The following is a 12,756-nucleotide window of genomic DNA, read 5'->3' on the forward strand; positions in this document are numbered from 1 at the left end:
CTCTCACTCGTGCGTGGAAAAGGAATCGAAGAGCGCTGTCGTGATCTGGCCGGGATAGTTGAGGTTGACGGCGCTCGCGACCATCCCGGCGTCGCCGGTGCCGCTCGCGGAGGGAACCGTGGCGGTGGCGACCTGCTGCCAGGCGGTGCCGTCGGCGCTGGAGTACGCGGTGTAGGCGGTGCCGTCGCGGACGATCTTCAGCCAGGCGGGGTGGTAGGAACTGCCGCCGCCGGCCCAGGTGTCGAGTTTCCCGTCGCCGTCGCTGTCGGTCAGGAACTCCAGGCCGTACTGCGCGGACATGGTGAGCACCGCGTAGCCACCCGCCTCGGGCGCGGTGAGGTCGTTGGCGACGGCGATCCCGGCCTTGGCGGACGGGCCGCTGCCGGTCTGACCGACGACCCGGGCGGTCACCGTGCCGGACGGGGGCGCGGAGTCGGCGAGGTAGACCGCCGCCTTCTCGTCCTTCCAGCCCGACAGGTCCTGGCCGCCCGCCCAGATGGCGAACTGGCCGCCGTTCTGGGCGTACTGGGCCTTTTCGGTGGTGGTGGCGGCCGTTCGGTACGGCGCCCGCACGTCGGACGGAACGGGGGTGACCGTGGCGTCCACGCTGTCGGAGTCGTGCCGGGTACGGCCGTTCTGGAGGAAGGAGGTGCGTACGCCGATCTGGTGGGTGCCCCAGGTCGCGTCGGTCGCGGGGGTCACCGTCCAGGTGACGGTGGCGCTGTCGCCCGGGGCGAGGGAGCGGGTCCTCGTGCTGCCGGCCGGTTCGGCGGACCACCCGTCGGGGAGGTCGAGGCGTGTGCTGACCTGGGTGACCGCTTTGGTGCCGGTGTTGGTGACGGTCGACGTGATCTCCGTGCCGTCGCCGCCGGCTTGCAGGGCCGGCTGGTACGGGGTGAGCCGGACGCGGGCCGACGGGCAGTCGCGGGCCGCCCCGAGAGTGGTGAGGTCCACTGCGTCGGCGAAGGCCTTCATCCCGGTGTCGTTGGGGTGCAGATGGTCACCGGAGTCGAACGCGGCGGCGTAGCGGGTGGGGTCGTCCGGATCCCGTACGGCCTTGTCGAAGTCGGCGTAGCCGTCGAAGACTTTGCCTTCGCGCACGAAGGTGTTGACCTTCTGCCGGTCCGCTTCCTTGGCCTCGGTCCACCAGTCGCCCCAGCCGCGGTACGGCACGACCGTCGCGCCGATCACGCGCAGCCCGCGGGCGTGGGCGCGGCGCACGATCTCCTTCATGCCGTCGATCACCTGATCGCCGGTGGCACCGCCCCAGCTGAGGTCGTTGACGCCCTCGAACAGGACCACCGTTCGGGCCCCCGGTTGCGACAGCACATCGCGTTCCAGCCGGGCCGGCGCCGACGGGTTGCCGTCGGTCCCGGCCGTGATCCGGTTGCCGCTGATGCCCTCGTTCAGCACTCCGGCGGTGGACGAACAGGCCGAGAGCCGCCCCGCCAGATAGTCGGGCCAGCGCCGGTTGGCGTTCGCGGTGGAGGCGGCGCCGTCGGTGATGGAGTCGCCGAGCGCCACCACGCTGCCGGCCGTGTCACCGCCCCGCACATCGACGCCGGTCAGGAACGGGAAGGTGGAGTCGGTCCTGGTGAAGGCGTCCCCACCGGCGTCCGAGGCGTGGTCGCCGCCGCCGTCGGGCGTCCAGTAGACAGTCTGAAGGCCCATCCAGTGCTGGCTGATATGGGTCAGCCGGCCCGGGAAGTACAGGCTGACGACGAGGTCGCTGCGGGCCGGCACGGTGAGCCGGACCTGATCGCTGGCCGCCTGCCCGCCGGCCGGGATCGTCACCTCGCTCTTCCCACCGAACCGCAGCTGCTGCGGCTTCCTGACGGCGGAACCGTCCTCACGCAGTCCGATGGTCGCGTGCCCGATCGTCACCGGCTCGGTGGTGAAGTCGTTGGTCAGCCGGATGCGTACGCTCGACCCGCCCGCGCTCACCCGTACCGGAATCCGTACCGTCACCTCGGAGGTGCCCGGGTCATACGCGGCGTGCTGGGCGGTCGCCCAGGTCCCCGTCCACTGCCCCGGTGCCGCCTCGGCAGGCGAAGCCGCCGGGAGCGACAACCCGGCCAGTACGGCGGTCACGGCCGTGGCCAGGGCCGCCAGTCTTCGGCGTCCACGCAGGTGGGCAAGTCGTCCGGACACGGTTCCTCCTCAGAAACAGCCGCGGCCGAGGCCGAGCGACGTCAGGTCGATGGAGTCGGCGAAGGCCTTCATGCCGACGTCATTGGGATGCAGATGGTCACCGGAGTCGTACGCCGTGCCCAGCCGCCGCGGATCCGCCGGGTCCCGGACCGCCCGGTCGAAGTCGGCGTAGTCGTCGAAGACCTCGCCGGAGTCCCGGACGAACGCGTTGACCTGCTGTCGCCGCGCCTCCGTGTCCTCGGTCCAGCCGCCCCAGGTGAAGTCCTTGTACGGGGTGATCGTGGCGCCGACGACCCGCATCCCGCGCCGGTGGGCCCGGTCGGCGATCTCCGTCATCCCGGCGATGATCTGCTCGGCACTCGCCCCGCCGAGATCGTTGATCCCTTCGAAGAGGATCAGGGTTCTGGCGCCCGGCTGGGAGAGGACATCCCGGTCGAGCCGGTCGAGGGCCGAGGGATTCGTGGCGGTCCCGGCGGTGATCCGGTTGCTGGTGATGCCCGCGTTGAGCACCCCGGCGCCGGGCCGGCAGGCGTTCAGCCTGGCGGAGAGCAGGTCGGGCCAGCGCTGGTTGGTGTCGGCCGTCGAGAAGGACCCGTCGGTGATCGAGTCGCCGAGTGCCACCACCGACCCGGTTCTCGGCGCGGTCACATCGACACCGCTGAGGAACGGCCAGCTCGTGGTGGTCCAGGTGTAGGCGTCGCCGGTGGTGTCGGCGGCGTGGTCACCCGCCCCGTAGTCCGTCCAGTACACGGTCTGCTGCGCCCACCAGTGATCGGTGATGTGCGTGACCTGACCGGGCAGATGGAGGCTGACCACCAGGTCGGCCAGGGCCGGCACGGCGAGGCGGACGGGGTCGCTGACCGCCTCGCCGCCTGCCGGGATCGTGACCTCGCGTTTCCCGCCGAACCGCACGTCGTACGGGCGTGCCACGGCGGAACCCCCGTCACGCAGGCCCACGGTCGCGTGCCCGATCGTCACCGGGTCGGTGGCGTAGGCGTTGGTCAGGCGGATGCGTACGGAGGAACCGCCGACGCTGGTGTGCACCGGCATCCGTACCGTCACCTCGGACATCCCCGAGACCTCGTAGTGCTCGCTCGCCGATGTCGCCCAGGTCCCCGTCCAGCCGCGCTGACCGACCAGTTGATCTGCCTGGGTGGGCGCCACCGGCCCCGCCAGGACAGTCAGAACAGCCAGGACCACGGGCATCAGCACAACGAACCTGCCACGTATGGAACGCATCTCGCCCCCTACCGTTCCGCGCCGGTGCGCGCGAGCGCCTGGTACGCCTTGGTGGCGCCCTTGGCCTTGAGGTTGACGAAGGCCGGGGTCACCCCGAGGGGCGCCGCGTACTTCTTGAGCGTCACGGGGCCGCGGACGACCTTGCCGTCGGTGACGTCACGCCATGTTCCGGTCGGCAGGAAGACGTCCCGGGTGGTGCCCTCGTCGAGTTTCGGCGCGGCCAGGACGGCCGGGCCGAGCATCCACTCGTCGGCGACCGTGTAACTCGCCTGATCCTTCGGGAAGTCGAAGAACAGCGGTCGCATGATCGGATCGCCGTTCTTCAGGGTGCTCTGCACCTGGTCCCAGATGTACGGGGCCAGCCGCTCGTGCGTCGCGATGGCCGACCGGTAGAGGTCGACCGTCTCCCGGTCGTAGCCGACCCACTGGCCGGTCGTCGCGTCCCGTACACCGGTGGGGGAGGTCGAGGCGTACATCAGCGGCATCAGGGACGCCGCCTGGGCCCAGCGGGCCAGGACCTGCTTCGTGGGCGGCGGGTAGCTGAGGGAGCCGCCGATCATGTCGGTCTCGACGAAGGGGTAACCGATCGTGGAGACCGCCAGGTTGGCCGAGACCGCGGCGCGCAGCCCCGCGAAGGTGGTCGGTTTGTCGGCGGTGCGGGTGGCGAAGCCCTTGGCCTGCGCGGCGTTCCAGGCGACCCGCAGCCCGGCCCCCTGCTGGTCGAACGCGTCGGCCAGCTCGGTGCCGTACTTCACGTAGTCGGCGCGGGTGGCCCCCGGGTAGGGGGCGCACCGGTCGTCGAAGAAGGCGGTGTCGAACTTGAACCCGGCGACCCCCGACGTGGTTTTCTGCGCGGTGAGATCGTCGGTGTACCACTGCCGCGCGGCCGGGTTCGCCAGGTCGATCAGGCCGGTCTGGCGGCCGTTCCACCAGGTGAACAGGCAGGGTTTGGCCGGGTCGGACGGGTCCTTCAGCAGATAGCCCTTGTCGACGGCCTCGGAGAAGTTGGCGGCAGTCTCGGGCATGTACAGGCCGGTCCACATACCGAGGTCGAAGCCGAGGCGGTCGAGTTGCTTCGACAGTCCGGGCAGATCGGGAAAGCGTTCGCCGAAGTCGGCGGCGATCACGCTCTCCTCGATCTGCAGAGCGTGCCCGCCGAGCCCGGCGCCGGCCAGCGCACGGGCCCAGGCGAGGACGTTCTCCTGGGTCTGCTCACCGTAGAGCTGCGCCCAGGAGTTCCACAGCGGGGTGGCGTACTGCTCGTAGGAAGTATCGGAGCGTTCGGGCTTGCCGACCAGCGCGATGTGGTCGCGGTACACCTCGGCGGGGGTGTCCTCGACGAACACCGTGGAGGCGGCGGGCCGGTCTCCGGTGACGGTGAACTCGCCGAGTCCGTTGCCGCCGGAGTTGATCCGCACGTCCATCGGGTCGTTGGTGTCGGCCCGCAGTCCGGTGGCGCTGGAGGTGTACCAGAAGGGCGAGACCACCTGGTAGGAGGCCGGGCTGAACCCGGTGTCCACCATCTGCCCGGCGTCCAGCGGCCACGGCTGGACGGTCTGGTCGCTGTTCTCGCCCTGCCCGTACCAGTGTCCGGCGCTGCTGAGGTCGTACGCCGTGCTGAGCGCGTCGGCCCGGGCGCCCGACAGGGTCCAGTTCATGTCGTACCGGTCGGAGCGCAGGGTGATCCGCAGATCGACGGTGACGCCGGGCAGGTCGGTGGCGGCGGTGACGCGCAGGGTGTCGCGGTCCCGGCTGCTGGCGGTGACCTCCCGGACGATGTGCCAGTCGGCGCCGATCCGGAACCGGAAGGCCGCGGGCGCGGTGGCCAGCACGGTCCGGTTCGCCCGCACGGTGGTGACGGCCAACCGGTCCGTGGCCACCCGCAGTTCGTAGGCGGGTGTCGCGGCGCTGATCGGCCCGGAGTCGGCGGCCGCCGGGGCCGTGCCGAGCAGCGGGGCGGCCAGGATCAGCGCCGCCGAGCTGCTGCGGACGGTTCGTCTCAGTCTGGACATCAGGAACCGCCTCCGCAGGTCAGTTTGGCGTCGGCCCAGTCGGCGTGGTCGAGGGCGTTGCCGTCCCCGGCGTCCGAGACGACGAGTTCGAGCCGCCGCGCGCCGGCCACATCGACGTCGATCTTCTTCGTCGCGGTGTCCCGGTCGACGGTGCCGCTCTCGTAGACGGGCGTTCCGTCGGCGAGGACGGTGTAGGTGACGGTGGCCGGGCCGTCGGACCGGCCGTAGGTCTCCTGGTCGAGGCCGAGCGCGGCGTGGAAGGCGGTGCAGGTGCCGCCGAGCCACACCTGCACGCTGCTGGCGGCGTGGGTGCCGAGGCCCTTCTCGTAGACGGTGTCGTGGACAGTGAGCGGCAGGCCGTCGCCCTCGGCGTTCTCGCCGACGGACTGGTCGCGTTCGACCGGCCCCCAGCCGTTGCTGCTGGAGGCGAACGGCAGATCGCTGACGTAGTGGTCGCCGGCTGTAAGGGGCGGTGGCTGCGCCGCCACCACCTGTTCCCCGGTCACCGAACCGGATGTGCCGGCGCGGGTGAAGTCGGCGGTGGCGCGGAGAATCGCGACGGTGCCGGTCTTCTGGTCGGCGGGCACGGTGACGGTCCATCGGGCTCTCGCCGAGGCACCGGGTGTGAGGGTGCCGAGTTTCACCGGCTCACCCGGGGTCGCGGTCCACCCCTCCGGCAGCTTCGGGCTCAGGGTCAGGCCGCTCAGTGTCCTGCCGTTGTCCGGTACCGAGGCCGTCGCCGTGACCTGGTAGGTGTTGCCCGGCTCGACGGTGTCGGGGGCGTCGACGGTCACCCGCGCCGGAGTGGCCGGGGCCGCGTAGGTGGCGGCGTCGTAGGACGGGGCGGTCACCTTGCCGACCCGCAGCGAGGAGGCGACGTTGCCGAGTGTGGTGAGGCCGACCTTTCCGAGGCCGCCGCTCTTCGCGTCCTCGCTCCACGAGGCGATGGCGAGGGTGTTCTTGCCGTCGGCGCGCAGGATGCCGTTCGGGATGGGGAAGGTGTGCTGGGGGCCGGTGTCGTTGACGTAGTTGCCCAGCAGCCAGCCGTTGACGTAGATGAGGGCGCGGTAGTTGCGGTCGGGGTGGTCGGTGATCGTGACGCCGACCGACACGTCCTGCCCCTTGGGCAGCTTGGGGTTGAAGGTGGTGCGGTACCAGGCGATGCCGGGGGTGGTGTCACTGGCCGGCAGCGTGGCGTCGTCCCAGGACCGGTCCGGGAATCCGGGCAGGGTCCAGCCCGAACGCTCCCCGTACAGACCGCCGTTGTTCATGTGGCCGCGTACGGTGTCGACGGGCTGCTCGCCGCCCCGGGCACCCTGGATGCGCCAGGTGATCTGCGCGTCGGAACCGGCGAGATACGCGGTGGTCAGGCCGCGCGGCTGCTTGTGGTCGTCGCTGTTCCAGGTGAAGTCCTCGTTGTGGCCCATATTGCCGACCAGAACGGAGATCACGTTCTCCTTGCCCTTGTGCAGCAGACCGTCGGCGAGGGGGAAGGTCTTGCGGCCGGTCTGGCTCGTCCCGGCGAACTTCCCGTTGATCCACACCGAGTACGCGCCCACCGCGGCCGAGCCGGTGTCCGGGTTGGTGGCGTAGGCGGCCAGCGAGAGGGACTTCTCGGTGCCGGTGGCCTTGAAGCGGCCCCGGTACCAGACGTAGCCGTAGTGGTAGCCGTACTCGTCCTGGTAGAGCACGGGCAGCGTCCCGGGCTTGGTCGGGTTGTCGGTGGTCAGCTTGTCGGCGTACGTCCAGGACGAGTCGTCGAAGCCGGGGGCGGCCTCGGGAGTTTCGGCGGACGTCTTCCAGCCGGTCAGCTCGGGGAGCTTGACGTCCTTCGGGCCGGGCACGGTGCCCAGCAGGCTGCCCGAGGACGTCGGTTTCACCTTCAGGGGTACGCCGTTCCAGGTGACGTTCCGTACGCCGGACGGGGCGAAGACCTCCAGCGGGCCCGCCTTCTTCGCATCGCCGGTGAGGGCGAGTGTCCGGCTGTTGACGGACGCCGTGCGGACCAGTTCGGTGCCGCGTTCCAGGACCGGACCGGCTGCCGTGTCCTGCCGCCAGAAGCCGGCGGCCTCGGCGTCGGTGCCGATGAGGAGCAGCAGATCGGGGCGGCCGCCGCCCTGGACGAGGACCCGGGTGAGGCCGGAGTGGGTGTAGTCCAGCAACAGGTCGCCGCGCTCGGCGTCCCAGGTGGCGTCCGCCGTGCCGTCCAGCACGGTGACCTTGGGCTTGGCGGAGTAGCGGAGCATGGTCTGCCCCGGGTCGCCCTCGCCGCCGTACAGCACGGCCTGGGTGCGGTCACCGGTCCGCGCGCTGGTGAGAAGCTCGCTGGTGGAGTAGACGAGGCGCTGGCCGCCGCCGAGGTCGTGGCCGGCGACGAGGATCTTGCCGGTCTTTCCGTTGAGCCGCGCGGTGACCGGATAGGTGCCGTCCGGGGTCTTCCAGTCGAAGGTGGTGGTGGCGTCGGCGTCGGCCATCGGGTCGCCGTGCCGGAGGTAGAGGAACTGGGTGTGGGTGTCCGGGTTGGCGCGGGCCTCGATGTGCACGGCGGTGTTGGAGGAGGCGGGGGCGTCGGCCGGATCGGTGGCCGTGAGCGGGGCGGTGGTGGTGTAGAAGAGGCCCTGCCGCTTCATCTCGTCGTAGTCGGCGCCGGTCTGGCGGGGCTCACTGATCGGTGCGCCGTAGTCGTACGAGGTGTAGACCTGGCGCGGGTCGGCGAGCCAACCCCAGTTGGTGCCGCCGTAGGTCATGTACAGGTTCTCGATCGTCGTGCCCTGCATGACCTCGTGCTTGTTGACGATCTTCTGGTAGGCGGGGCCCATCTTCTCCGGGCACTTCTCGTACCCGGTGTCGCCCCAGGTCTGGAACCAGCCGGTGCCCGCCTCGAAGATCGACAGCGGTGCGTCGTCCTGCTGCCGTTTGAGGGCGGGCAGCCACCACTCGCCCTTGCAGAAGGAGTTGTACTGGTCCAGCTCGCCGACGAAGTCCAGGCCCTCGCCGCCCGCGTACTGCGGCATCGGTTCGTTGCCGACGAGCGGCACGGTGATGCCGTCGGCCCGTACCTGCTTGCTCAGCTCGACGATGTAGTCGCGGCCTTGCGGGTCGTACAGCTCGTTCTCCACCTGGTAGAGCAGCACCGGTCCGGTGCCGTCGGTGACCTGGCGGCGGGCGAGGATCTTGTCGATCTCCTTGAGCCACGCGCGGGCGGCGTCGAGGTATTCGGGGTCGGTGGAGCGGGCCTGTCCCTTCTGGGTCATCAGCCAGCCGGGGAAGCCTCCGCCGTCCGTCTCGGCGTTGATGTACGGGCCCGGCCGGGCGATGACATAGAGCCCGGCCTCCTCGGCCATGTCGAGGAGCTTGTCGACGTCACGGATCCCGGTGAAGTCGTAACGGCCCTTCGCCGGGGAGTGATAACCCCAGTCGAAGTAGATCGAGACGGCGTTCATACCGCTCGCCTTGATCTTCTGGAGCACGTCACGCCACAGGTCGGGGCTGGGCAGCCGCCAGTAGTGGAACTCCCCGGACCAGACGAAGAGCCGCTCCCCGTCGACCTTGACGGAGTACTTGTCGTAACTGACCGTGTGGGGCGTGGGCTTGGCGGCCGCGGCGGCCGGGACCGTGGCGTGGGCGGGCACCGCCGCGGCGAGGACCGCGAGCAGTACGGCGGCCAGCGCCGCCGCCAGCAGGGCACGCAGGTGTCCCACTCGGGCGAGGGTCACGAGGTGCCTCCCGTACACGTCAGCTTGGCGTCGGCCCAGTCGGCGTGGTCCGTGGAGACATCGCCGTCCCCGTCGACCAGCAGGTCCAGCCAGCGGGCGTCGGTGACATCCACGTCGATGTCGGTGCCGCCGTCGGAGCCGCGGACCACGGGGGTTTTGGTGAGCGAGCGGCCGTCGGCGATCACCTGGAAGGAGACGCTGCCGTTGTCGCCGACCTCGTCGTCCACCCCGGCCGTCGCGGTGAACCGGGTGCAGCCGCCGCCGAGATAGACCCGGATCTGGCTGTTGGCGTGGGTCCCGAGGCCCTTGGCATAGGTGGTGCCGCCGATGCTGAGCGGACGTCCGTCGCCGGCTGCGGACTCCCCGTTGGAGGCGTCCTTCTCCACCGGGCCCCAGCCGTTGACCGCCTTGACCAGAGTCAGGTCGCTCACATAGCCGTCGGCGGACAGCCCCGGCGGCGGCACCTGTACGGCCCGTACCCCGGTGACGGTGCCCGGACGGCCGGGCTGGGTGAGCTGGGCGGTCGCGGACAGGACGGCGTAGTGGACCGGGTCACCCGGCGGGGTGACGGTGTAGTCCGCGGTCACCGTGGCGCCGGGCCGGACCCGGTCGAAGCGGGTGGTGTCGTCGGTGGTCGCGGTCCAGCCGGCCGGGACCTTCAGCGCCAGCTCGACGTTCCGGGCGGTCGGCGCGTCCTTCGGCAGGCTGAGGACGACGGGGACCTTGGCGGCGGTGCCGGTGCCCAGGAACGGCGCGGCGCCGACCGTGACGTGAGCGCCCGCGGTCGGCATGGCGTAGGTCTTGGCGTCGTACGAGGGAGCGTCCACCGTACCGATCTTGATCCCGCCCGCCGTGGCGCCGAGGTCGACCAGCTTGGCCGAACCCGGGCCCGCGCCGGCCTCGGTGGACCACACCGCCAGGGCGATGGTGTTGTTGCCCTGCTCGCGCAGGAGGCCCTTGGGGACGACGAACCGTGTCTGCGGTCCGGTGTCCGGCAGGTAGCGGCCGATCAGCCAGCCGTTGACGAAGATCTGGGCGCGGTAGCCGGTGCTGCCGCCTGCGGCTTCAGCCAGGTCCAGCGCAATCGCGTTGTCCTGGCCCTGCGGCAGGTCGAGCCGGGCGGAGGTGCGGTACCAGCGCACACCGGGCCCGGTCTTGCCGGACTGCTGGGAGAGGGTGGTGCTCTTCCAGCTGCCGTCGGAGTATCCCGGCAGCGACCAGCCGGCCCGCTCCCCGTACAGCCCGCCGTTGTTGTACGGCCCCCGGGCGGTGTCGACCGGGTCCTCGCCGCCGCGGCTGCCCTGGATCTTCCAGGTGAGGGTGGAGGCCCCGCCGATCACCTCGGCGCCGAGCAGACCGCGCGGCTCCTTGGAGTAGTCGTGGCCCCATTCCTCGTTGTGGCCCGCGTTCTCCACGAGGACGGAGAGGACGTTGTCCCCACCGTCTGCGCTGTCTTCGCCGGGCTTCAGCGTGCCCGCCGGGATGTCGAAGGTGTGCTTGCCGTCGCCGGAGCGGCCGAGGTAGCGGCCGTTGAGCCAGACCGCGTACTGGCCGGTGCTGCCGGTCTTGGCGTCGAGTGCGAGCGCGGTCGCGGCACCGGTGGTCCTGAACCGGCCTCGGTACCAGACGTCACCGTGGTGGAAGCCGTACTCGTCCATCGCGAGGACCGGCAGCGACCCGGCCAGCTCCGGGTTGTTGGCGGTGAGGTGGTCGGCGGTGGTCCAGGTGGAGTCGTCGAAGCCGGGAGCGGCCTCCAGTGCTTCCTCCTGGTACTTCCATGTCGTCAGTGCGGGCAGCTCGACCGGGCGTGGCGCCTCGGTGACGGTGACCTTGCGGCCGTTCCAGGTCACCTTCCTGGCGTCCGCGATGACCTCGATCTTCGCGGCCTTGGTGGAGTCGCCGGTCAGTTTCAGGGTGCCGGCCGACTGTTCGGCCGTACGGACGAGAGACGGGCCGCGTACCAGAACCGGTCCGGAGGCCGTGTCCTGCCGCCACCAGTGGGCGGTCTCGGCGGTGTCTGCGATCAGCAGTTCCATGCCGTTCACCAGCACCCGGGCCAGGCCCTTGTGGGTGTAGTTCAACCGCAGGTCACCGCGTTCGGCGTCCCAGGTGGTGGTGACATCTCCGTCGAGGACGGTCACCTTGGGCCGCTCGGCGTACCGCAGCACGGTCTCACCGGTTTCGCCCGCACGCCCGTACAACAACGCCACGTCCCGGTCGCCGATCCGGGCGTGCGTCATGATCTCCGAGGTGGAGTAGACGAGCCGCTGGCTCTTGCCCAGGTCGTAGCCGGCTACGAGGAGTTTGGCGTCCCGGCCGTCGACGGTGATCGTTCCCTGCTGGGGTACGCGCGGGTAGTCGCCGTCCTTGCCCTTCAGCGACAGGGTGGTCTCGTTCTTGTCCTTCACGCGGGTGTCGGCGTGCCGCACGGTGAAGAACTGAGTGCCGTCGTCGGGGTTGACGCGCCGGTCGATGCGCAGGGCCTCGTCGGAAGGAGTGGGCGCCTCGGCCTTGTCGGTACGCGCCAGCGAGGTCACCGAGTTGACCAGGTATCCGAGGCGCTTGAACTCCTGGTACTTCTCGGTCAGTTGGCGGGACTCGTTGATCGGGGCCCCGTAGTCGTACGACGTGTAGACCGCGTTGGGGTCGGCGAGCCAGCCCCAGTTGGTGCCGCCGTACGTCATGTAGAAGGACTGGCCGCTCACCCCGGCGGCGATGTTCATCTTGCTGAACACCCGGGTGAAGTCGGTACCGGTGAGCTTCGCGCAGTCCTGGTATCCGGTGCCGCCCCAGGGGTCGAACGCGCCGCCCTGTGCCTCCGGGATGAGCAGCGGGGACTCGGGCTTCCACTCGTTGACGTACGAGTAGTCGGGCAGGTTCTTCCAGGTGTCGGGGTCCTTGCAGTCGAAGCCCTGCGGGTAGGCGTCGAAGCCGTAGATGTCGGGGGCGCCCTTGCCGCTCACCCAGTTCTTGTTGGCGCCGCCGTCGTTGACGAAGGTGGGCACATCGATGCCGTCCTCCTTCGCCCAGTCGATGAGGGCCTGCATGTAGTCCTCGTCGTGGCGACCGCCCTGGTACTCGTTCTCGACCTGGTACAGGATCACCGATCCGGTGCCGCGGGTGAGTTGGTGGCGGGCGATGATCGGGTTGATCCGGCTCATCCACTCCCGGGCCGCCTTCATGTACTCCGGCTCGGAGGTGCGGTTCACGCCGCCCTGGGTCTTCCGCCAGGCGGGCATGCCGCCGCCGGAGACCTCGGCGTTGATGTACGGGCCCGGCCGGGCGATCACATACAGGCCCGCGCGCTCGGCCTCGTCGAGCAGCCGCTCCACGTCACGGGTGCCGGTGAAGTCGTACGCGCCCGGCTTGGCGGAGTGGTAGCCCCAGTCGAAGTAGAGCGAGACCGCGTTGAATCCGCCCGCCTTGATCTTCTGCAGGACGTCGCGCCACGCGTCGGGGCTGGGCAGCCGGAAGTAGTGGAACTCGGCGCCCCAGATGTACAGAGGTTTGCCGTCGACCCGCACGGAGTACTGGTCATAGGTGACGGTGTGCCGCGCCTGGGCCTGCTGTTCCGCCGGGGCCGGCGTCGCGACCCCGGCGCTGGTCAGGGGCATGACAGTCAGTGATCCTGCGAGCAG

5 protein-coding genes are annotated in these 12,756 nt (G+C 70.3%); all 5 read right to left on the reverse strand.

Going from position 1 to position 12,756, the window contains the following annotated elements; all coding sequences use genetic code 11:
• Positions 1-3: 3 nt before the first annotated feature.
• Genes M2271_RS03935 through M2271_RS03955 form a run of 5 tightly spaced genes read right to left on the reverse strand, consistent with a single transcriptional unit; the run spans position 4 to position 12,732 of the window.
• On the reverse strand, positions 4-2,151 hold the full coding sequence (locus M2271_RS03935; RefSeq protein WP_280885644.1) for a GDSL-type esterase/lipase family protein: 2,148 nt from the start codon (positions 2,149-2,151) through the stop codon (positions 4-6).
• 9 nt (positions 2,152-2,160) lie between these two features.
• Positions 2,161-3,390, reverse strand: a complete 1,230-nt coding sequence (locus M2271_RS03940) for an SGNH/GDSL hydrolase family protein (protein ID WP_280885645.1) — start codon at positions 3,388-3,390, stop codon at positions 2,161-2,163.
• An 8-nt stretch (positions 3,391-3,398) separates the two neighbouring features.
• The gene (locus M2271_RS03945; protein WP_280885646.1) at positions 3,399-5,402 is read right to left on the reverse strand and encodes a TIM-barrel domain-containing protein; all 2,004 of its coding nucleotides are present in this window, start codon (positions 5,400-5,402) and stop codon (positions 3,399-3,401) included.
• Positions 5,402-9,118, reverse strand: a complete 3,717-nt coding sequence (locus tag M2271_RS03950; RefSeq protein WP_280885647.1) for a beta-galactosidase — start codon at positions 9,116-9,118, stop codon at positions 5,402-5,404. Before M2271_RS03950 ends, M2271_RS03945 begins: the two co-directional genes overlap by 1 nt.
• Positions 9,115-12,732 carry a beta-galactosidase gene (locus M2271_RS03955; RefSeq protein ID WP_280885648.1) on the reverse strand — a complete coding sequence of 1,206 codons (3,618 nt, stop codon included), beginning with the start codon at positions 12,730-12,732 and terminating at the stop codon, positions 9,115-9,117. The genes M2271_RS03950 and M2271_RS03955 overlap by 4 nt, the downstream gene beginning before the upstream one ends.
• Positions 12,733-12,756: the final 24 nt, after the last annotated feature.

Origin of the sequence: Streptomyces sp. LBL (assembly GCF_029893585.1) — a bacterium.
GTDB lineage: Bacteria > Actinomycetota > Actinomycetes > Streptomycetales > Streptomycetaceae > Streptomyces.